We start from the raw sequence: 22,143 nt of genomic DNA, 5'->3' as shown, positions 1-22,143 counted from the left end.
GTGGCCGAAACACCGGTGACGACCGGCCGCCCGCGGCTACAGTCACCGACCACCCGAACGGCCGCCACGAACGGAACGAGGCCGAACCATGAGCCGCACGTCGGTCGCCGGCGCCGCGCTGGCCCTGCTGCTCCTCGCGTCGACCACCGCGTGCTCGGGTGACCAGCCCGCGCCGATCACGACCCCCGCGTCGCAGACGAACCAGACGAACCAGACGAGCCAGACGGAGACGACGGAAAAGAAGGCGTCGGCCGAGCTCGACCCGTGCACCCTGCTCACGGAGAGCGACGCGAAGAACATCGGCTTCACCTACCCCGGTGAACCCGGCGCGGTCGGCGAGGCGGAGCTCTGCACGTGGACGGTCCCGGGCGACGGCCTGATCGAGATCAGCTCCCAGGACAGCGGCCTCAAGGACCGCAACATGAACCCGAAGAGGAGCTTCGAGACCAAGATCGGCGAATACGACGCGGTGCGGCAGGAGGCACCGTCCAACACTCCCTACATGTGCCTGGTCGCGATCGGCGTCACCGACTCGTCCGCGGTCGTGGTCCGAGCGGCGCTGGACCGCTCGTCCGACGACACGCCGGCGGCGTGCGAGCGCGCCACGCGGATCGCCGAGCTGATCGCACCCCGGATCGGCTGACCCGAGGGGCTCACCTGCGCACCCGCGCCGCCAGCCCGGTCACGAACGCCTCCAGCGCCAGCTCGAAGCTGTCGTGGTCGAGCTCGCGCGCCACGGACGGCAGCAGGTGGGCCTTGTCCAGGTTCGGGTACCGGTCCCGGTAGAACGTCTGGTCCTCGGAGAACCCGCTGGAGAACGAGCTCAGCGCCGCGCCGAACACCAGGTACAGCAACGACGCGGCGATCATCGTGGCCTCGCGGCGCGACCAGCCCGCCGCGACCAAGCCGCCGTGCACCACGTCCAACCGGCGCAGCGACGCCTCGCGGTGCGCCGGCCCGTAGGCCAGGAACGGCACGATGTTGGGGTGCGCGGCCAGGGCCGCCCGGTACGAACGGGCACAGCTGAGCAGGCCGTGCCGCCAGTCGCCGCCCTCGAACCCGGAGACGTCGACCTGTTCGAGGATCTGCGCCGCGACCTCGTGCAGCAGGTCGTCCTTCGTGCTCACGTGCCCGTACAGCGATGCCGCCTGAACGCCCAGCTCAGCGGCCAGTTTGCGCATTGACAAGCCGTCCAGGCCGTCCCGGTCGATGATGTGCAGTGCGGCGGTCCGGATGCGCGAGGCACTCAGGATCGGGCTCCTCGGCATGTCCGCTCCCCTTGCCTGTGGTGGATTCCACGCCTAGGTTAGATAACCTAACACCGTTCGGTTAGGAGGTCACCCCGGTGGATCTGCGCATCTCCGACGAACACCGGCAGCTCAAGGAGCTGGCACACCGGTTCACCGAGGAGCGCATCGTGCCCCACGCGGCGCGCTGGGACCGGGACGAGGCCATCGACCGCGACCTCGTGCCCGCCCTGGGCGACGTCGGCTTCCTCGGCCTGGGCATCGACGAGGAGCTCGGCGGCTCGGGCGGCGACAACCTGGCCTACTGCCTGGTGCTGGAGGAGATCGCCCGGGGCGACTCGGCCGTGCGCGGCATCATCTCCGTCTCCCTCGGCCTGGTCGGCAAGACCATCGCCAAGCACGGCACCGAGCAGCAGAGGCAGCGGTGGTTGCCGGGCCTGTGCGCCGGTCGCGAGCTGGGCTGCTTCGGCCTGACCGAGCCGGGCACCGGCTCCGACGCCGCGTCGCTGGCCACCAGGGCGGTCCGCGACGGCGACGACTGGCTGATCACCGGCCGCAAGGTGTTCATCACCAACGGGACGTGGGCCGACGTGGCGTTGATCTTCGCCCGGACGGGTGGTCCCGGCCCGAAGGGCATCACCGCGTTCCTGGTGCCGACCGACTCGCCCGGCTTCACCGCCACCGAGATCCGCGGCAAGCTGGGCATGCGCGGCCAGGCCACCGCCGAACTCGCCCTGGAGCGGGTCAGGGTGCCCGACGCCGCCCGCCTCGGCGACGAGGGCACGGGCTTCAGGCTGGCCATGGCCGCGCTCGACCGGGGCCGGATGTCCGTCGCCGCCGGGTGCGTCGGCGCGGCCCGCGGCGCGCTGGAGGCCGGCGTCGCGTACGCCAAGCAGCGCGAGCAGTTCGGCAAGCCCATCGCCGGTTTCCAGCTCGTGCAGGAACTGCTGGCCGACATGGCCGTGGAGACCGACGCGGCCCGCCTGCTCACGTGGCGGTGCGCGGACCTCGCCGACCGCGGCGAGCCGTTCGGCACGGAGGCGTCCATGGCGAAGCTGTACGCCAGCGAGGCCGCCGTGCGCGCGGCCAACAACGCCATCCAGGTCTTCGGCGGGTACGGCTACGTCGACGAGTACCCGGTCGGCAAGTACTTGCGGGACACCCGCGTGACGACCCTCTACGAGGGCACCAGCCAGATCCAGAAATTGCTCATCGGCCGGGCGCTGACCGGCGTCAACGCGTTCGCGTAGAGGGAGGACGGCATGGACTTCACGCTTGACGAGGAGCAGAAGGAGATCCGCGACTGGGTGCGGACCTTCGTGCGCAAGGAGGTGGCGCCGCTGGAGCCGGAGGTGCTGCGCCGCGAACGCCTGGGGCAGCCCGGCCTGACCCGTGACGAGCTGACGGAACTCCAGGACAAGGCCAAGGCGGCGGGCTTCTTCGGCGTGCTCACGCCGCAGGAGTACGGCGGCATGGGCCTCGGCGCGCTGATGACGGCGCTGCTGGAGGCCGAGCTCGGGCGCACGTTCGTGCCGTTCCGGTTCGGCGGCTACGCGGACAACATCCTGTTCCACGGCAACGAGGAGCAGAAGCAGCGCTACCTGCTGCCCACGATCTCCGGTGAGCGCGTGTCGTGCTTCGCGATCACCGAGCCCGGTGCGGGTTCCGACGCCAAGGCCATCCGCACGTCCGCCCGCAAGGAGGGCGGCGAGTGGGTGATCAACGGCGAGAAGACGTTCATCACGCAGGGCAACGAAGCGGACTTCGTGATGGTGTTCGCGGTGACGGACAAGGACAAGGGCGCGGACGGCGGCGTCACGTGCTTCCTGGTCGACCGGGACATGGGCTGGAAGTCCGAGCCGATCCCGACCATGGGCCAGTGGGGTCCGGCCGCGCTGGTGTTCGACAACGTCCGCGTGCCCGAGGAGAACGTGCTCGGCGAGGTCGGTCGCGGCTTCACCCTGGCCATGCAGTGGATCGGCCAGGGCCGCTACCTGCTGCCCGCACGGGCGCTGGGCTCGTGCGAGCGGCTGGTGGAGATGGCCATCGAGCAGGCCAAGACCCGGGTCACGTTCGGTCAGCCGATCGCCGAGTACCAGGCCATCCAGTGGATGATCGCGGACTCGGCGATGGAGATCGAAGCGCTGCGCTGGCTCGTGCTGCACGCGGCGTGGCTGGTCGACCAGGGCGCCGACTCGCGGCAGGCGCAGAGCATGGCGAAGCTCTACGGCGGCATCAAGGCCAACGAGATCGTCGACCGGGTCCTGCAGATCCACGGCGGCATGGGCTACACGCGCGAGCTGCCCATCGAGCGCTGGTACCGCGAACTGCGGCTGCTGCGGATCTACGAGGGCACCGACGAGATCCAGCGCCGCACGATCGCCCGCAACCTGCTCAAGGGTCACGCGAAGGTGACGGGGACACTCGGCTGAGGGTAGGGCTGACCCCACCAGCCTTCGGGCAGCGCACACCAGGGACTGACCGCGATCACGCCAGCACGATGAGTGCATGCGATCACGACCCGTGCTCTTCGAATCCGATCTGACGCGTCAGCGCATCACGACCCCCGCCGGCACGTTCGACGCCATCGCGACCGGTCCCACGACCGGTCGCAAGGTGCTGCTCCTGCACGGGGTGCCGGAGTGCGGGATCGAGTGGCGCCACCAGCTGCGGGCGCTGGCGGCGCACGGGTACCGGGCGGTCGCGCCGGACCTGCGCGGCTACTCGCCGGGTGTGCGCCCGCGGCAGGTGGACGCGTACGGGCTGGACCACGTGGTGCAGGACGTGGTCGACATCGCCGACGCGCTGGGGTGGACGAGGTTCGACCTGGTCGGGCACGACTGGGGCGCGATCGCGGCGTGGATCGCGGCGTCGAGGTACCCGCTGCGGGTGCGCACGCTGACCGCCGTGTCGGCGCCGCACCCCGGCGCCCTGGCCCAGGCCTTGCGCACCGACCCCGACCAGCGGCGCAGGTGGTCGCACCTGGACCACCTGCGCGAGCCGGGCGTCGCCGAACGCGCGCTGCTGGCCGACAACGGCGCCCGGTTGCGCGACGGCTGGCCGGCCGTGATCCCGCCGGAGCGGGTGGCGCAGTACGTGCGGAAGCTGACCGAGCCGGGCGCGTTGACCGCGGCGTTGAACTGGTACCGGGCGAACGAGTTCACCGACACCTACCGCCCGGTGTCGGTGCCCACCCGCTACCTGTGGGGCGAGGACGACAAGGTCGTGTCGCCGGACACCGCGCAGAGCACAGCGCAGTGGACCACCGGTCCGTACTGGTTCGAGGTGATGCCGGACGTCGGCCACTTCGTGCCGGAGGAGGCGGCGGAGCAGACCACGCTGCACCTGCTCGACCACCTCGCCGCGTACTGACTCAGCCGAGGCTGGTGAGCATCTGGGCGCAGACCCGGGCCAGGTGCTTGCGCATCACGTCCGACGCGCGGGACGGGTCGCCCGCGGCGACGGCCGCGACCAGGGCGTCGTGGTCGTCCAGCGACGCGTGCTGGTGCGGCGGGTCGTCCCGCAGCCCGCTGCGCAGCAGCACCACCCGCTGTTGCACCAGCCGCACCTGCTCGGCGATCCGCGGGCTGCGCGCCGCGTCCAGCAACGCCTGGTGGAACGCGAGGTCCAGCCGGTACGGGAAGCGCTCGCCCGCCGAGTACGCCCGCCGCGACTCCTCGCACACCGCGCGCAGCCGCACCACGTCCGCGTCGCTCCGCCGGGACGCGGCCAGCTCGGTCGCCGCGCACTCCAGCGCCGTGCGCAATTCGAACAGGGCGTGCACGTCGGCGGCGTCGGCGGTCGGCACGGACGCGCCCCGGTGCGGCGCGAGCACCAGCAGCCCTTCCGACGCCAGGTGCCGGATCGCCTCGCGCAGCGGTCCGCGCGAGATGCCCAGCCGCTGGGCCAGCTCCACCTCGTTCACCCGCGTGCCGGGCGCGATCTCGCCCGTCAGCACCAGTTCGCGGAGCACGTCCACGGCCTGACCGGCCAAGCTCAAGTGCAGCGGCGGTGTCACGAACGTCTCCTAGCGCGTGGCGATGCCACGATGTTAACTGTCGACAGTTGGCAGAGCACGGCTGGAGGACGCATGGCGCACGAACTGGTCGCCGAGGTCTGGCGTGGCGAGTTCCTGGAATCCGTGCACCACGGCTCGGTGATCGCCCTCGACCGCACGGGCCGGGAGGTGCTCGCCGTCGGCCGGCCGCACGACACCACGTACCCGCGTTCGTCCAACAAGCCGGTCCAGGCGCTGGCCATGCTCCGCCACGGCCTCGACCTGGACGGCGAGCTGCTCGCCCTGGCCTGCGCCAGCCACTCCGGCGAGGACTTCCACATCGACGGCGTCCAGCGCATCCTCCACGCGCACGGCCTCGACGAGACGGCCCTGCAATGCACCCCGGACCTGCCGATCGGCGAGGACGCCCTCAAGGCGCACCTGCGGGCGGGCAGGCCCAAGGCCGCGAAGTACATGAACTGCTCGGGCAAGCACGCCGCCATGCTCGCGACCTGCGTCGTCAACGGCTGGTCGACCCACGACTACCTCGACCCGGCCCACCCCCTCCAGCGCGCCATCCGCGACACCCTGGAGGAGCTGGCCGGCGAGCGCATCGGCGCCGAGGGCGTGGACGGCTGCGGCGCGCCGTTGTTCGGCATCAGCCTGACGGGCCTGGCCAGGGCGTTCAGCTCGCTGGCCGGCGCGGAGGACGGCCCGCGGCGGCGGATCGCCCGGGCGATGAGCCGGCACCCGGAGTGGGTCGGCGGCACGAACCGCGACGTCACCAAGCTGATGCGGGCGATCCCCGGCGCGGTGGCCAAGGACGGCGCGGAAGGCGTCTACGCGATCGGCCTGCCGACCGGCGAGGCCGTGGCGTGCAAGATCGCCGACGGCTCCAGCCGCGCCAGGGCCGTGGTCGTGGTGGCCGCGTTGCGCCGGCTCGGCGTGGTCGCGCCGGACGAGTTGGCCACGTACCCCGTGCTCGGCCACGGCCGGCCGGTCGGCGCGGTCCGGCCGTCACCCGCCCTGGTGAGCTGAACCGCCCGGCGGATTGAAACGCCCGATACGCTGGACTCCATGGCCAGCGCCAGAGCCGCAGACGCACCGGACGAGCGCCCGCAGGGCAGCATCGACGACGAGCTGATCGGCCTCGACCCCGACGACCCCGAGACCAGGGCATTCGCCGAGCACCTCGGCCGGATGCAGCAGCAGCCGCCGAGCTTCACCATCGAGGGCACGGTCGCGGGCGTCGGCCAGTTCGCGGACTCGGCCAACCGCGCGGGCGGCCTGCGCCGGCTCACCGCGGTCGCCGTGGTGAGCCTCATCCTGCTGGGCGTGCTCATCAGCGTCTGGTACTACCTCGGCACCCTCGTCTGGGTGTTCTTCGACTGATCCGCCGCCGGTCCCGCCTCCACCGATTCGACTAACGTGGAGGTATGGAACCTGTCGTCGGCGCCACCCCGAAGGTGGTCCACTCCGAGTCGGAGTGGCGGGAGATGCTGACCCCAGCGGAGTACGCGGTGCTGCGCGGCGCGGGCACCGAGCCCGCGTGGGTCGGCGAGTACACCGACACGAAGACCGAGGGCGTCTACGAGTGCCGCGCGTGCGGCGCCGAGCTGTTCCGCAGCGCGACGAAGTTCGACTCGCACTGCGGCTGGCCGTCGTTCTTCTCACCGCTGGCCGGTGACGCGGTGATCCTCCGCGAGGACCGCACCCTCGGCATGGTCCGCACCGAGGTGCTGTGCGCCGCGTGCCACAGCCACCTCGGGCACGTCTTCGAGGGTGAGGGCTACGACACCCCGACGGACCAGCGCTACTGCATCAACTCGGTGAGCTTGCGTCTGGTCGAGGACACCCCGGGTCGAGCAGACTGAAGGCGTTACGCCGAATTGACGACCGCATCCACACCTGGAGGACTCATGCGCATCTTCAAGGGCACTGACGGCGAAGGCTCCGGCGGCGTGGACGGCGCGTCCTCCTCCTGAGGAACGCGCGCACGGCACCCGGTCGCAACCTCAAGGCTTGCTAAAGCACTCTTGCTGGGGTGTGGCCTGGCGCACACGATTGCCTCCTAGCTGGTGGACCTGGTTCCACCGAGGCCCACAGGGGGTGGACCGTGGAGCGACCGTGGGGGCTTTCAGGCCCTGAATTCCTTGAGCTGTACTGGATCGCGCTGGCCGTGTCGGTGGCCTTCTCGATCTTCGTCCGAGTGCGCCTGCGGGGGACGCGGGACGGCGCCCCCGCGGGTGCGCTCGGGTTGCTGGACATCGCTTACCTGACCGGCGGGCCTCGACGGGTGGTCGAGACGTCCGTCGCCGGTCTCATCGACTCGGGCGCCCTGGTGCCCGCCCGCAACGGCGCCGTGCGCGTCGTCGGCACACCCGTCGCCGACCACCCGGTCGACCGGGCGGTGCTCGCGGACGCGAAGCGCTACCGCTACCGGACCCTGACGCTGCTGATCACGGCGGTGTCGGAGCTCGACGTGACGCACGAGGTCGGTCGTCGGTTGGCCGCACAGGGCTACCTGGTCGAGCGGGACGTGGTGAAGCGGCGGTTGCGGACGGGTGTGCTGCCGATGGCGGCGCTGTTCGCCGTCGGTGTCGTGCGCTGGGTCAACGGCCTGCTGATCAGCGCGCCCGTGGGGTGGCTGACGTTGCAGCTCCTGCTGACCGGCATCCTGATCTGGGGGCTGGTGCAGGCGGCTCAGGTGACGCCCACCGCGAAGGGGAAGGACGCGGTGGCGAAGGTTCGCGCGAGCCGGTCCACCTCGCGGTGGGGAGTGACGGTGACCAGCGCGGCGGACGCCGTCGTGATGGTCGCCCTCGACGGTTTCAACAGCCACCCGAACATCACGTTGCGCGCCGCGGTGCGTCCACGCGCTCGTTCCCGGACCGGGGCGAGCGGGACCTACGCGGCCACCGCGTACGGCACGACGGGCAGCGTCGGGTGCGGCAGCGGGGGCAGCAGTTGCTCCGGCAGCAGTGGCAGCAGCTGTGGCGGTGGCGGCGGCGGGGGTTGCGGCGGCGGCGGCGGGGGCTGACGGGCTCCTTACGCTTCCGTGACAGGGGCCGGGTTCGGCCCGACGGCTCCTAGGGTGGCGGCCATGACGTTCCTGTGGTGGTACGGCCCGGCGTTGGTCGCGGCGGTGGTGGTGGGCCTGCGGGTGAAGCGGGTCGCCGGCGCCGTGCCCGATCGGCCGCTGTCGTTCGAGGAGATCGGTTACCTCGGCGGTGGCCCGGTGCGGGCGGTCGAGGTGGCGTTGGCGGGGTTGGTGGCCGAGAACCGGGCGAGGGTGTCCGGTCCGGTGGCCGCGGCGGTGCCCGGCGAGGAGCAGCCGGCGACCCCGTTGCAGGCGGTCGTGCTCGCCCGGCTCACGCGGCCGTGTGACCTGGACGAGCTGGTGGTCGGCGCGGCCACCAGCGGACCGGCTCGGCAGATCGGGCAACGCCTGGTCGCGGGTGGTCTGCTGGTGTCGCCGCGACGGCGGCTGGTGCGGGCGTTGCTGGCGGTCGTGCCGCTGGCGGCGCTCGCGGTGGTCGCGGTGTTCACGGGTCCGGGCGGGTGGGTGACGGCGACCGCGCTGTCGGTCACCGGCGCGCTCGCGGTCCTGCTGCTGTTGGGTCCGCCGCCCGTCCTGACCAGGAGGGGCGCGCGGGCGTACGAGGAGGCCACGGCGGGCCTCGCCCCGGTCGACCCGGCCGAGGTGACCGCGCGGTACGGCTTGGTCCGCACCGCCGCCCCGTCCGTCCCGCCCGTGCCGCGCAGGGGGTCGGCACGGGCGGAGACGGCGGTGTTCGACGGCGAGCGGGCGGAACCGATCGCACCTGCGGAAACGTCCCAGGCACCGCTACCGCGGCGCAGGCGTGCCGTGGTGGTCGAACCGCAACGCTGGCAGCGCCGCAACGGGTGGCTGGTGGCGGGCGGGTGGTTCGCGGGTGGGTGGTTGGCCGCGCAGTGGTTGGAGGGTGATGACGGTGGCGACTCAGTGGACGCCGACTTCGGCGGGTTCGGCGGGTTCGACGCCTGAGCCCGGGCTGGAGGAGCAGGCCTTCCTGGCCGGCGGTCCGGGCCGGGCGGCCGAGGTCGCGGTGGTGTCGCTGGTCGAGGCCGGCGCGGTGCGGATCTCGCGCGAGGGCCTGGTCAGCAGAGTGGGAGGGCCGGGTCACGGCTGGAGCCCGCTGCAAGCGCACTTGCTGCGCCGGTTGCCGCTGCCGCTGGGTGACGTGATCAGCGCGACCGCGAACAGCGCCGAGGCGCAGTCGCTGTGGCAGCACCTGGTCGACCGGGGCCTGGTCACGCCGCCCCTGCGGCGGAAGGTGGCACGGCGGACGCGTCACCTGCTGATCGCCGCGGCGGTGGGCGCGGTGATCGCGTCGATCGTGCTGGACCTGCGGTTCGAGTTGCCCTTCCTCGCGATCGTGGTCGCGCTGGTGGGGTCGGTGGTGCTCAAGCGGATGGGCCGTCCGCTGACCGGTGCGGGACGGCGCGTGGTGAAGCGGCTGGCGAGGGTCGCCGTGTCGCCGAACCGGCTCGCGCTGGTCGCGTACAACGGGTTGCTGGGCCGGGTCGTGCGCAACGTCCACGTGTGGCAGGTGTTGGGCATCGAGCAGGCCGCGGTGGCGACGCTCCGGCGGCGAAGGCGCAACAGCGGGGACAGCGCGGCGGGCGGCGGTGGGTGCGGCAGTTGCTCCAGCAGCAGTTGCAGCAGCAGCAGCGGCAGTTCCGACAGCGGTGGCTCGTCGTGCAGTGGTGGTAGCAGTTGTGGCGGCGGTGGCGGTGGCGACTGATCGCCCGGCCGTGGGCGACGAAAGGCAGGTGGCTCGTGGAGAAGCTCGGTGTCGGCATCGGGTGGCGGCCGGAGATCGACCTCACCGTCGAACGCCTGCCCGGCGTCGACTTCGTCGAGGTCGTCGCGGAGAACCTGCACGTCGGGCACCTGCCCGAGTCGGTCCGCCTCCTGCGTGAACGGGGTGTCCCCGTGCTGCCGCACGCGGTGTCCCTCTCGCTCGGTGGCGCGGAACCCGTGGACGCGCAACGGGTCGCGCACCTGGGTGCGCTGGCCGAGGCGCTCGACGCACCGCTGGTCAGCGACCACGTCTGCTTCGTCCGCGCGGGCGGCCTGGACTCCGGGCACCTCATGCCCCTGCCCCGCACCCGTGACGCGCTGGACGTCCTGGTCGCCAACGTCAAAGCGGCCCAGCAGGACCTGCCCGTGCCGCTCGCCCTGGAGAACGTCGCCGCCCTCCTGGAATGGCCGGACGGCGAGCTCACCGAGGGCCAGTTCCTCGCCGAACTGGTCGACCGCACCGACTGCCACCTCCTCATCGACGTCGCCAACCTCTACGCCAACGCCCGCAACCTCGGCACCGACGTGGCCCGCTTCCTCGACGAGATCCCGCTCGAACGCCTCGCCTACGTGCACGTCGCGGGCGGTGAGGAGCACCAAGGCGTCTACCACGACACACACGCCCACGCCGTGCTCCCGGAGGTGCTGGACGTCCTCGCCCAGTTGCGCGCCCGCGTCGACCCGCCCGGCGTCCTGCTCGAACGCGACGACGACTACCCCGCCAACGCCGAACTGGCCGCCGAACTGGCCGCGATCCGGGCGGTGCTGGGGTGACCCGGCCCCAGCGCGAGCGGTTGGCCGCCGCCCAGGCCGAACTGCTGCGCGCGCTGCTGGCCGACGGCGCCGTGCCCGAGGGGTTCGACGCGGAACGGGTGCGCGTCGAGAAGCGCGCGCTGCTGAGCAAGCGCCGCGGGATCGTGGAGATGCTCCGGCCCGACGTGGCCGCCGAGCTGGGCGAGCGGTTCCGCCCCTTGTTCGACGCCTACGCCGGGGCACACCCCAAGGAGGTCGGCACGCGCTTCCGCGAGGACGCCGCCCGGTTCGCCGAGTGGGCCGCGGCCCGGGGCGAGCTGGCGCCGCCGAGGAAGAAGCGTTGGTGGCAACGAGCAACCTGACCACCCACGCGTTCCGTCCCAGGGGCATGTGGAGACGGACATGGCCCCTGGGCGTGTTGTTCCTGGCCACCGCGTGCGGATTGGTCGACGCGGGCGCCGAGATGGGGTGCACGCTGATCGGCACGCCCGTCGGCGTCACCGTGAACGTCGAGCACCCCGACGTGGTTTCCGGGTCGATCGAGGTTTGCTGGGACGGCTCCTGTGCAACCCCCGCGTTGGAGCTGTACCCGTCGAGCCGGCCCGGCGAGACGACCTGCACCGGCACGTCGCCCGAAGACTCGTGCAGCACGCGCTCCGAGCCGACGGGAGGCAAGCACGGGTTCGCCGACCTCCCCCAGCTGCCCGCGAAACCGGTCACGGCGACCCTGCGACTGCTGGACCAATCCGGTTCTCCCCTGGTGGACCGGGAAATCACGCTGACCCCCGAAATGGCCTATCCCAACGGTCCGCACTGCCCAGCGGGTGGACCACAGGCAGGTATCTCAGTTGGTGCCGACGGCTCAGTCACCGAACGGTAGGTAACCGCTTACTCGGCTGAATTGGTCAAGAACATACCGACCAATCAGCGGCTGTCCGCCCTCCTCGCAGCCTTTAGCGTCGGTGAGGTCCATGGGCGACGTCGCTCCCGGTACTTCCGCCGTCACCGCGGGTAAGTAGCCCTTTCGGCCGCGTCCCGCCGTGCGCGGCACCTCACCGGGAGGTTCGAGAGTTGAAGCGCAAACGCTGGCGTGGCGCGACCTGGGGGGCCGTGCTCGTCGCGGCCGGCCTCACGGCGAGCGGACCGGGTGTGTCGGGGGCGCAGGACGTCCCGCCCGCCACCGGCGGCGAGCACCACGAGGTCACCCTGATCACCGGCGACAAGGTCGTGCTCCTCGGCGACGAGGTGAGCGCCCTGGTCGCCGCACCGGGACGGGAACGCACGGTGTTCCACAGCTACCGGCGCGACGGGCACCTGCACGTCGTGCCGCGCGACGCGGCGCAGGCCGTCTCGCAGGGCAAGCTCGACTCGAGGCTGTTCGACGTCACGGGACTGGTCGAGGCCGGCTACGACGATCGGCGGCGCGACACCCTGCCGCTGATCGTGACCGGGGAGCAGGAGCCGGCCGCGGCCGGTCTGCGCGTCGGTCACCCGCTGCCCGCGGTCGGCTCGTACGCCGCGCGGGTGGTCAAGTCCGAGGCAGCGGACACCTGGCGCACGCTCGTGTCGAGGGCGAGCGTGCGCAAGGTGTGGTTGGACGGGTTGCGCCAACCGAGCCTGGACCGCTCCACCGCGCAGATCGGCGCGCCGACCGCGTGGCGGGCCGGGCACACCGGCAAGGGCGTGAAGGTGGCCGTGCTGGACACCGGCGTGGACCAGGACCACCCGGACCTGGCGGGTCACGAGGTCGCGGAGCGCAACTTCACCGACGACCCGGACGCCACCGACGGCGTCGGCCACGGCACGCACGTCGCCGCGACGATCGCGAGTTCCGGCGCGCGGTACAAGGGCGTCGCGCCGGACGCGGACCTGTTGGACGGCAAGGTGTGCGTCGTCTCGGGCTGCCAGGAGTCGGCGATCGTGGCGGGCATGCAGTGGGCCGCCGAGCAGGGCGCGGACATCGTGAACATCAGCCTGGGCGGCGGTGACACGACCGAGCTCGACCCGCTGGAGGAAGCGGTGAACACGCTGTCCGCGCGGACCGGCGTGCTGTTCGTGGTCGCGGCGGGCAACAACTCCCGCCCCGAGACGATCAGCTCGCCCGGCAGCGCCGACGCGGCGCTGACCGTGGGCGCGGTGGACCGGCAGGACGGCATCGCGCCGTTCTCCAGCCGCGGGCCGCGCGTCGGCGACGGCGCGGTGAAGCCGGACATCACCGCACCGGGCGTGGACATCGTGGCCGCGAGGTCGAGCAGCGGCACGATCGGCACGCCGGTCGGCGACGGCTACGTGGCGATGTCGGGCACGTCGATGGCCACCCCGCACGTGGCGGGCGCGGCGGCCGTGCTCGCGCAGCAGCACCCGGACTGGTCCGGCGCGCAGATCAAGGCGGCGTTGGTGGCGTCGGCGAGGAGCAACCCGGCGCTGACCGCGTTCGACCAGGGCTCGGGCCGGGTGGACCTGGCCGGGGCGATCACCACCGCGGTCACCGCCGAGCCGGCCGGCCTGGCCCTGGGCTTGCAGCGGTGGCCGCACACCGACGACACCCCGGTCACGAAGGCCGTCACGTACCGCAACAGCGGTTCGGCGCCGGTCACGCTGACGCTGACCACCGAGGTCAAGGGGCCCGACGGCGGTGCGGGGCCGGCCGGCCTGGTCGGCGCGTCCCCGGCGAAGGTGACCGTCCCGGCGGGCGGCGAGGCGACGGCCACCGTCACCGCCGACACCCGGCTCGGCGAGCTGGACGGCCTGTACGTCGGCTCGGTGGTGGCCACCGGCGGTTCGACGCCGCTGCGCACCGCGCTCAGCGTCAACCGGGAGGTGGAGAGCTACGACGTGGCGTTCAGCTTCCTGGACGACTCGGGCGCGCCCGCGGCCGACTACTACACGTCGATCATCGGGCTGAGCAACGACACGTTCGCCTTCCCCTACGACGCCGACGGCTCGTTCACCCTGCGGTTGCCCAAGGGCGAGTACTTCACCAACTCCGACGTGGAGACCGACGACACGCGACTCGCGCTGCTGCCGCGGCCGAGCCTGAGCGTCACCGCGGACACCGCGGTGGTGCTCGACGCACGCACGGCCAAGCCGGTGCGGATCACCGCGCCGGACCCGGCGGCCGAGGAGGCGCTGGGCGACGTGACGATGGTCCGCCACCACGGTGACCGGCAGGCCAGCGTGAGCACCGCGTTCCTCGGCGGCTTCGGCCCGGACGTGTCCATCGCGCACGTCGGCCCCGAACTGGCCGCGAACGAGGTGACCGCGTTGCTCGGCGCGCAGTTGCGCGGCACGCCGGACGGCGACAAGCCGGTGACCTACCGGTTCGCCTGGTCGCAGCAGGGCCGGATGCCGGTCGGGTTCGTGCGCGCGCCGGCCGCGGCCGACCTGGCCGAGGTGCGCACGACGTTCGGCCCCGGTCCGGCGGGTCGCGAGTTCGGCCACGGCGGCAACCCGATCACGGCGGGCGGTGTCGGTGGCTGGGCGTGGCTGCCGGACGTGGCCTCGCCGGGTGAGGCGATCGACCGGGTCACCACGGATCTGGCGTGGTCCTGGGGCTTCCTCCAGTTCGGCGCGGACGGCGCGGTCGAGGCCACCTTGATCTCGCCGGAGCGCACGTACCAACGGGGCGGGTCGCACGAGGAGCGGTTCAACGACCCGGTCTTCTCCCCCGCGCTGCCCGAGTCGCGCTCGCCGTACCTGGCGCGCAGCGGCGACGAGATCAGCTTCGCGCTGCCGCTGTTCACCGACCGGGCGGGCAACGGCGGCAACGCGGCGGTCTCGTCGGCCCGGACCACGTTGCTGCGCGACGGGGTGAAGGTCGGCGAGACGACGTACGCGGCCAACGGGCTGTTCGAGGTGCCCGCGGGCGCGTCGGCCTACCGGGTGGAGACCGACGCGGTGCGGGCGACCGGCACGTCGGAGTTCGCCACCAGGGTGAGCGCCGCGTGGACGTTCCGCTCCGACACCGCGGCCGGCGACCAGTACGTGCCGCTGCCGTTGTCGGTGGTGCGGTTCACGCCGGAGCTGGACGCCGGCGGCGCCGCGCCGAGGGGCCGGTCCCTGCGGGTGCCGTTGACCGTGCAGCAGCAGGAGGGCGCGGCCAACGGGCGGGTCGACCGGGTCGACGTCGAGGTGTCGTTCAACGACGGCACGTCGTGGACCGCGGTGCCGGTGGCCGCGGGCGTGGCCGCCATCGCCAACCCGAACGCGGCCGGGTACGGGTCGCTGCGGGTGCGGGCGACCGACAGCAGCGGCAACGCCTTGGAGCACACCGTGATCCGCGCCTACAAGATCGCCTGACCCGATCGGGAGGGGGCGTCCGCGACCGGCGGGCGCCCCTTTCGGCGAGCAACGCCGGTTGGGCTGCCCGGCCGACCGCATGCACCACGTTGGGCCGCTGAATCCACTCCCCCGACTGGTTAGCGTCGAGGTGTCGGGGGGCGATATTCACCATTCGGTGCACACCGCATTTCGTTTCGCCTCCCGCTCAACCAGATTCGGGAGGTATCTGCGTTGAATCCGAGATCACGAAGGCGCGGTGTCGCTTGGGGGACCGCGTTGCTCGCGGTCGGGCTGGTCGCCGGCACCGCGACGGCGACCGCGGCACCCGCACCGGCACCACCGGGTCGCGCCGACGCCGAGCGGCACACCGTCACCCTGGTCACCGGTGACCGGGTCGTCGTCGCCGGCGACCGGCTCGTCTCGGTCACGCCGGGTCGCGACCGCGACGGCATCACGTTCTACCGGTTCGTGCGCGACGGTCGGCTGCACGTCATCCCGCGCGACGCGGCCCGCCCGCTCGCCGACGGCAAGCTGGACCCGCGCTTGTTCGACGTCACCGGGCTCGTGGACGCGGGCTACGACGACGCGAAGCGCGACACGGTGCCGCTGATCATCACCGGTGACCAGCCGCGGACCGGTGGCGTCCAAATCACCCGGGCGCTGCCCGCCATCGGCTCGGTGGCCGCGCGGACCGCGAAGTCCGAGACGGCGGGCACCTACCAGGCCCTGGTGGCCGACCCGGGCGTCGAGAAGATCTGGCTGGACGGCATCCGCAAGCCGAGCCTCGACCGGTCCGTGGCGCAGGTCGGCGCGCCCGCGGCGTGGCAGGCCGGGTACACCGGCAAGGGCGTGAAGGTCGCCGTGCTGGACAGCGGCGTCGACCAGACGCACCCCGACCTGGCGGGCCGGGAGGTCATCGAGCGCAACTTCACCGAGGACCCCGACAACAGCGACCTGGTCGGCCACGGCACGCACGTCGCCGCCACGGTCGCCAGCGCGGGCGAGAAGTACCGCGGTGTCGCGCCCGACGCGCAGATCCTCGACGGCAAGGTCTGCTCGTTGGACTGCGCCGAGTCCTGGATCGTCGACGGCATGCAGTGGGCCGCCGACCAGGGCGCGGACGTGATCAACATGAGCCTGGGCGGCACGGACACCCCGGACGTCGACCCGCTGGAGCAGGCCGTCGAGACGTTGTCGGCGCGGACCGGCACGCTGTTCGTGGTCGCGGCGGGCAACTCCGGCGCGCCCGAGACGCTGAGCTCGCCCGCCAGCGCGAACGCGGCGCTCGCCGTCGGCGCGGTCGAGCGGAACGACGACATCGCGGACTTCTCCAGCCGCGGCCCGCGCGTCGGCGACGGCGCACCCAGGCCGGACATCACCGCGCCCGGCGTGGACATCGTCGCCGCGAAGTCCGGCACCGGCCGGATCGGCACCCCGGTGGGCGACAAGTACGTGGCGCTGTCCGGGACGTCCATGGCCACCCCGCACGTCGCGGGCGCGGCCGCCTTGATCGCCCAGCAACACCCCGACTGGACGGGCGCGCAGATCAAGGCCGCGCTCATGGCGTCGGCCAAGCACAACCCCGCGCTGACCGCGTTCGACCAGGGCACCGGCCGCGTCGACCTGACCAAGGCCATCACCACCACGGTCACCGCCGACCCGCCGTCACTCGCACTCGGACTGCACCAGTGGCCGCACGACGACGACACCCCGACCAGCAAGGAGTTCGCCGTCCGCAACACCGGAACCCAGCCGGTCACGCTCGACCTCACGGTCGAGGCCAAGGGTCCGGGAGGCACGCCCGTGCCGGCCGGCGTGTTCACCGTCAGCCCCGCCGCGGTCACCGTGCCCGCGGGTGGTGAGGCCAAGGCCACCGTCACGGCCGATCCCGCGGCCGCGACCGCGGACGGCGCGTACAGCGGCACGGTCGTCGCGTCCGGCGGCGACGTGCGGCTGCGCGTGCCGGTGGGCCTGAACCGCGAGGTCGAGAGCTACGACGTCACGTTCGAGTTCGTCGACGCGGCGGGCCGGCCCGCGGTCGACTACTTCGCGCTCGCCATCGGTCTGGACAACGGCCGGGCCGTGTTCCTCAGCGGTGACGTCGGCAAGGCCACCGCCCGGCTGCCCGTCGGCGAGTACATCGTCGTGACCGAGGTGCTGACCGACGGGACGAAGAGCGCCGTGCTGCCGATGCCGAGCCTGCGCGTCGACCGTGACAACGCCCCGGTCGTCGCGGACGCCCGGAAGGCGAAACCGATCTCCATCACCTTCCCCGACCCGAAGGCGGAACGCCCGATCGGCGACCTGCTGCTCGGCCGCAGCCACAACGGCGCGCTCGTGGCCGGCATCGGCGGGCTGTACGCGGGCGGCTTCGGCAACGTCTCCATCGGCCACCTCGGCCCCGAGCTGCCCGCCGAGGACTTCTCCATGATGGTGAACGCGCACGCCGCCGGCACACCGGTCGGCACGACCCCGGTGACCTACCGGTTGGCGTGGGCGGCACACGGCAAGGTGCCCACCGGCTTCGTCCGCGCGCCCGCCAAGCGCGAGCTCGCCGAGGTGCGGTCGGAGTTCGCCCCCGGCCCTGACGGCAAGCGGTACGTCTTCGCCGGCTACCCGATGCTGGCCTTCCCGTCCGGCGGGGGCCTGGGCGGTTTCGCCCTGGACACCGCGGTCACCGCGCCGGGTCGGTCGCTCGACTACAGCACCGCCGCGCCCGACGTGCGGTGGGCGTGGTCGCTCGGGCAGTTCCAGGGTGACGCGATCGAGGCCCAGCTCGACACGCCGATGCGCGCGCACGAGCCGGGACGCACGTACCGGGAGCGGTTCAACCGCCCGGTGTTCGGCCCGGGGCTGCCCGCGAGCGAGTACCCGTACCTGAGCAGGACCGGTGACCTGGTCGACTTCTTCGTGCCCCTGTTCGGCGACCGGGACGGCAACTTCGGCCGGTCGATCACCTCGTCGGCCCGGACCACGTTGCTGCGCAACGGAACCGTGGTCGGTGAGGAGGCCTCGCCGGGTGGTGGCCGGTTCGCCGTGCCGCCGGGTGCGGCGGACTTCCGCGTCGAGACCGAGGCCGTGCGGGCGCCGGGCGTCTCGGAATTCTCCACCGCTCTCAGCGGCGCGTGGACGTTCCGCTCGGACACCGTGCCGGGTGACCGGGTGGCGCCGCTGCCGTTGACCGTGGTCCGGTTCGCCCCGGCGCTCGACGCGAACGGCGCCGCGCCCGCGGGCCGGCTGCTGCGGGTGCCGCTCGTGGTCGAGCAGCAGGAGGGCGCGGCCAACGGCCGGGTCGACCGGATCCGGGTCGAGGTGTCCTTCGACGACGGCAAGACGTGGTCGACGACGCCGTTGGTGGGGCGCACCGCGTTCGTGCGCAACCCCGGCGCCGCCGGGCACGCCTCGTTGCGCGTCAAGGGTTCCGACCGCAACGGCAACACGTTCGAGCAGACCGTGATCCGCGCGTACAAGATCCGCTAGCCGCGAGGGGGCGTTCGCACCCGCGAACGCCCCCTTTCGGATAGCTTCGAAGTCGTTGGGGGGCTTCGACAATTCCGGCACACCGCCGCGGCCGCGAGTCGGCGGTGCCTTCCGACCGCGCTTCTCCACCGCGCACAACCGGATTCGGGAGGTATCTGCGTTGACCGCGAGAGCACGACGAACCGCCTCGGCCGCCCTGGTCGCGGCCGGGCTCGTCGCCACCACGGCCACGGGGGTGGCCGGCGCTACGCCGGACCCGGCGCGCCACCACGCCGTCGGATCGACCCTCACCCTGATCACGGGTGACCGGGTCGTGCTCGACGGCACGGCGGTCGTGTCGGTCGAGGCCGGTCCCGGCCGCGACCGGATCGGCTTCCACACGTTCCACCGCGACGGCCGGTTGCACGTCGTGCCGCGCGACGCCGCCCAGGCCTTGGCGAACGGCAAGCTGGACCTGCGCCTGTTCGACGTGACCGCGCTGGTGGAGGCGGGCTACGACGACGCCGGGCGCGACACCGTGCCGCTGATCATCACCGGTGGCGGGCAGCACGCCGGCGTTCGGGTCACCCGCGAGTTACCCGCCGTCGGCGCCGTGGCCGCGCAGGCCCCGAAGTCCGATGCCGCCGCGACGTTCCACGCGCTGCTGGCCGACCCGGGCGTGGAGAAGGTCTGGCTGGACGGCGTCCGCAAGCCGACCCTGGACCGCTCGGTCGCCCAGGTCGGGGCGCCCACCGCGTGGCAGGCCGGGTACACGGGCACGGGCGTCAAGGTCGCCGTGCTGGACAGCGGCGTCGACCAGGCCCACCCCGACCTCGTCGGCCAGGAGGTCGCGGAGCACAACTTCACCGACGACCCCGATGCCACCGACCAAATCGGTCACGGCACGCACGTCGCCGCGACCATCGCGAGCAACGGCACCAAGTACAAGGGGGTCGCACCCGACGCGCGGATCCTCGACGGCAAGGTCTGCTCCTTCAACTGCTCGGAGTCCTGGATCCTCACCGGCATGCAGTGGGCCGTCGACCAGGGCGCCGACGTGGTCAACGTCAGCCTCGGCGGCACCGACACGCCGGGTCTCGACCCGCTCGAAGAGGCCGTGAACACGCTGTCCGCCCAGAGCGGCACGCTGTTCGTGATCGCCGCCGGCAACTCCGGCCGATCCGCCAGTGTCGGCTCGCCGGGCAGCGCGGACGCCGCGCTCACCGTGGGCGCGGTCGACCGGGACGACAGCATCGCCCCCTTCTCCAGCCGCGGCCCACGCCTGGGCGACGGGGCCGTCAAGCCCGACGTCACCGCACCGGGCGTGGAGATCGTCGCCGCGAAGGCCGCCCACGGCCAGATCGGCATGCCGGTCGGTGACGGCCACGTCGCGGTGTCCGGCACCTCCATGGCCACCCCGCACGTCGCGGGCGCGGCCGCCTTGATCGCCCAACAACACCCCGACTGGACGGGCGCCCAGATCAAGGCCGCGCTCATGGCATCGGCCAAGCACAACCCCGCGCTGACCGCGTTCGACCAGGGCACCGGCCGCGTCGACCTCACCAAGGCCATCACCACCACCATCACCGCCGACCCGCCGTCACTCGCACTCGGACTGCACCAGTGGCCGCACGACGACGACACCCCGACCAGCAAGGACATCACCTACCGCAACAGCGGCACGGACGCGGTGACGTTCGACGTGTCGGTCGACGCCAAGGGCCCGGACGGCAACCCCGCGGCTGCGGGCATGTTCACCGCCACCCCCGCGACCGTCACCGTGCCGGCGGGCGGCGAGGCGAAGGTGACCGTCACCGCCGACACGAAGGTCGGCGCGGTCGACGGCATGTTCGCCGGCACCGTGGTCGCCGGCGACGTGCTGCGCACGCCGGTGAGCGTCGACCGCGAGGTCGAGAGCTACGACGTCACCGCCACGTTCCTCGACGCGAACGGCCAAGCGCCCACGCGGTACAGCGGGATCGTGATCGGCCTGGACAACGACACGTTCACGTTCCTGACCGACGCGGACAACACCGTCACCACCCGCCTGCCCAAGGGCGAGTACATCGCCTACGGCGAGGTCACCACCGGCGACCCGCAGGACGGCCGGGTCGCCATCCTCTCGCAGCCCGGTCTCCGCGTGACCGGCTCGACGGCGCTGCCGTTCGACGCCCGCGCCACCAAGCCGCTCAAGGTCACCACGCCCGACCCGGACCCGACGCCGGTGCTGGCCGAGGTGCGGGTCACCCGCACCTACCGGGACGCGCGGGCCGGGGCGGGCTCGCTGTTCATCGGCGGGTTCACCGACGGCGTCACGATCGGCGGCCTCGGCCCGGCGCTGCCCGACGACCAACTCAGCGTCATCGTCGCGACCCAGACGATCGGCACGCCCGTCGGCACGACCGCGGTCCATTACCGGTTCGCGTGGCTCGAACGCGGTCGCGTGCCCACCGGCTTCGTCCGCGCGCCCACCAAGGGTCAGCTCGCCGAGGTGCGGACGAAGTTCGGCCCCGCACCGGCGGGCCACCGGTACAGCCACGGCGCCGGACCCACCGCGCCCGACGGCTCCAGCCCGCTGGGCGCGCTGTTCGACGTGCCGGAGGGCGGCGACGCGGTCGACTACCTCACCGGGGACGACTTCAGCTGGCACTGGTTGGCCTCGCAGCACGACGCCGCGGGCAGGTCCGTGGCCGACTACTCGATCGAGGACAGCGCTTACCGCAACGGCCGCACGCACCACGAGCGGTTCGGCTTCCCGGTGTTCGGCCCCGGCCTGCCCGCGTCGCGGTACGACTACCTGGCCCGGCTCGGCGACCAGCTCCTGGTGCAGGTGCCGCTGCTCAACGATGCCGAGAACCACCTGGGCGGTGCCGCGGCCGAGTCCTCGCGCACCGCGCTCCACCGGGACGGGCGCAAGATCGGCGAGGTCGCACAACCGGGCGGCGTGTTCACCGTGCCCGCGGGTGAGGCCGGGTACCGGGTCGAGGTGGACTACGTCCGCGCGCCCGGCGTCTCCGAGCTGACGTCCCGGGTCACCGGCTCGTGGACGTTCCGCTCCGACACCGTGTCCGGTGAGCAGCCCCGCAGGCTGCCGCTGTCGGTGGTGCGGTTCACGCCGCGTCTGGACGCCGAGGGCGGCACGCCCGCCGGTCGACTGCTGCGCATCCCGCTCACCGTGGACCAACAGCAGGGCGCGGACAACGGCCGCGTCCGCAAGGTCGAGGTCGACGTCTCGTTCGACGACGGCAAGACCTGGTCGAAGGCCCCGATCATCGGCAACGCCGCATACGTCCGCAACGCCGACCAAGCCGGCTACGCCTCACTGCGCGCCAAGGGCTCCGACAGCTTGGGCAACACGTTCGAACACGCCGTGATCCGCGCCTACAAGATCGGCGCAGGCAAGATCGACTGACCGGTCACCTGAGGAGAGGGGGCATTAGCTCGAACGTATGCCCCCTCTCCCGCAATACAACGGTGAGTAATCACGCACTGGCCTGTTCGGGTGGTCAATTCCCCACTAAGAGACGCTGACCTCACCCTGACGGGTGGATAGCGTCGAT

18 protein-coding genes are annotated in these 22,143 nt (G+C 72.5%); 16 read left to right on the top strand and 2 right to left on the bottom strand.

Annotated elements, in window-relative coordinates:
- The first annotated feature begins 88 nt into the window (after positions 1-88).
- Positions 89-643: a DUF3558 domain-containing protein gene (locus tag ACYVLT_RS12080; RefSeq protein WP_461120229.1), complete on the top strand. Its 555-nt coding sequence runs from the start codon at positions 89-91 to the stop codon at positions 641-643.
- 10 nt (positions 644-653) lie between these two features.
- Here ACYVLT_RS12080 and ACYVLT_RS12075 read toward each other — a convergent pair whose 3' ends face one another.
- Entirely contained in the window at positions 654-1,268 is a 615-nt protein-coding gene (locus ACYVLT_RS12075; RefSeq protein WP_461120228.1) for a TetR/AcrR family transcriptional regulator, read from the bottom strand.
- Between the two features lie 77 nt (positions 1,269-1,345).
- On the opposite strand from ACYVLT_RS12075, the gene ACYVLT_RS12070 reads away from it, so the two are divergent.
- From ACYVLT_RS12070 to ACYVLT_RS12060, 3 genes are all read left to right on the top strand, one after another.
- The gene (locus tag ACYVLT_RS12070; RefSeq protein ID WP_461120227.1) at positions 1,346-2,497 is read left to right on the top strand and encodes an acyl-CoA dehydrogenase family protein; all 1,152 of its coding nucleotides are present in this window, start codon (positions 1,346-1,348) and stop codon (positions 2,495-2,497) included.
- A gap of 12 nt (positions 2,498-2,509) precedes the next feature.
- Complete coding sequence (locus ACYVLT_RS12065) at positions 2,510-3,679, top strand: acyl-CoA dehydrogenase family protein (RefSeq protein WP_461120226.1); 1,170 nt, start codon at positions 2,510-2,512, stop codon at positions 3,677-3,679.
- Between the two features lie 76 nt (positions 3,680-3,755).
- The gene (locus ACYVLT_RS12060; protein WP_461120225.1) at positions 3,756-4,619 is read left to right on the top strand and encodes an alpha/beta fold hydrolase; all 864 of its coding nucleotides are present in this window, start codon (positions 3,756-3,758) and stop codon (positions 4,617-4,619) included.
- Between the two features lies 1 nt (position 4,620).
- On the opposite strand, the gene ACYVLT_RS12055 is transcribed toward ACYVLT_RS12060, so the two are convergent.
- Entirely contained in the window at positions 4,621-5,265 is a 645-nt protein-coding gene (locus ACYVLT_RS12055) for a GntR family transcriptional regulator (protein ID WP_461120224.1), read from the bottom strand.
- A gap of 72 nt (positions 5,266-5,337) precedes the next feature.
- Between ACYVLT_RS12055 and ACYVLT_RS12050 the strand changes: the two genes are divergently transcribed.
- The 12 genes from ACYVLT_RS12050 (at position 5,338) to ACYVLT_RS11995 (ending at position 21,995) form a co-directional block, all read left to right on the top strand.
- Positions 5,338-6,282 (top strand): asparaginase, encoded by a 945-nt coding sequence (locus ACYVLT_RS12050; RefSeq protein ID WP_461120223.1) that lies wholly within the window; start codon positions 5,338-5,340, stop codon positions 6,280-6,282.
- A 39-nt stretch (positions 6,283-6,321) separates the two neighbouring features.
- The gene (locus tag ACYVLT_RS12045) at positions 6,322-6,636 is read left to right on the top strand and encodes a hypothetical protein (protein ID WP_461120222.1); all 315 of its coding nucleotides are present in this window, start codon (positions 6,322-6,324) and stop codon (positions 6,634-6,636) included.
- 44 nt (positions 6,637-6,680) lie between these two features.
- Positions 6,681-7,118: a peptide-methionine (R)-S-oxide reductase MsrB gene (gene msrB / locus ACYVLT_RS12040; RefSeq protein ID WP_461120221.1), complete on the top strand. Its 438-nt coding sequence runs from the start codon at positions 6,681-6,683 to the stop codon at positions 7,116-7,118.
- 242 nt (positions 7,119-7,360) lie between these two features.
- A complete protein-coding gene (locus ACYVLT_RS12035; RefSeq protein ID WP_461120220.1) occupies positions 7,361-8,284 on the top strand; it encodes a TIGR04222 domain-containing membrane protein in 924 nt (307 codons plus the stop codon).
- Positions 8,285-8,347: 63 nt separating this feature from the next.
- Positions 8,348-9,271, top strand: a complete 924-nt coding sequence (locus ACYVLT_RS12030; protein WP_461120219.1) for a TIGR04222 domain-containing membrane protein — start codon at positions 8,348-8,350, stop codon at positions 9,269-9,271.
- Positions 9,219-10,031: a TIGR04222 domain-containing membrane protein gene (locus ACYVLT_RS12025; protein WP_461120218.1), complete on the top strand. Its 813-nt coding sequence runs from the start codon at positions 9,219-9,221 to the stop codon at positions 10,029-10,031. The genes ACYVLT_RS12030 and ACYVLT_RS12025 overlap by 53 nt, the downstream gene beginning before the upstream one ends.
- Positions 10,032-10,066: 35 nt before the next feature.
- Positions 10,067-10,864, top strand: coding sequence for an MbnB/TglH/ChrH family RiPP precursor modification enzyme (locus ACYVLT_RS12020; protein ID WP_461120217.1), 798 nt, complete (start codon positions 10,067-10,069; stop codon positions 10,862-10,864).
- Positions 10,861-11,205, top strand: coding sequence for a hypothetical protein (locus ACYVLT_RS12015; RefSeq protein WP_461120216.1), 345 nt, complete (start codon positions 10,861-10,863; stop codon positions 11,203-11,205). Before ACYVLT_RS12020 ends, ACYVLT_RS12015 begins: the two co-directional genes overlap by 4 nt.
- A gap of 53 nt (positions 11,206-11,258) precedes the next feature.
- On the top strand, positions 11,259-11,723 hold the full coding sequence (locus ACYVLT_RS12010; protein ID WP_461120215.1) for a hypothetical protein: 465 nt from the start codon (positions 11,259-11,261) through the stop codon (positions 11,721-11,723).
- A 191-nt stretch (positions 11,724-11,914) separates the two neighbouring features.
- A complete protein-coding gene (locus ACYVLT_RS12005; RefSeq protein ID WP_461120214.1) occupies positions 11,915-15,142 on the top strand; it encodes a S8 family serine peptidase in 3,228 nt (1,075 codons plus the stop codon).
- A 258-nt stretch (positions 15,143-15,400) separates the two neighbouring features.
- The gene (locus ACYVLT_RS12000; protein WP_461120213.1) at positions 15,401-18,604 is read left to right on the top strand and encodes a S8 family serine peptidase; all 3,204 of its coding nucleotides are present in this window, start codon (positions 15,401-15,403) and stop codon (positions 18,602-18,604) included.
- Between the two features lie 160 nt (positions 18,605-18,764).
- Positions 18,765-21,995 (top strand): S8 family serine peptidase, encoded by a 3,231-nt coding sequence (locus ACYVLT_RS11995; RefSeq protein WP_461120212.1) that lies wholly within the window; start codon positions 18,765-18,767, stop codon positions 21,993-21,995.
- The last annotated feature ends 148 nt before the right edge of the window (positions 21,996-22,143 follow it).

This window comes from Saccharothrix stipae, from assembly GCF_054781895.1.
The sequence above is the reverse complement of the archived record's forward strand: the minus strand, read 5'-3'. Positions and strand labels throughout refer to the sequence as shown.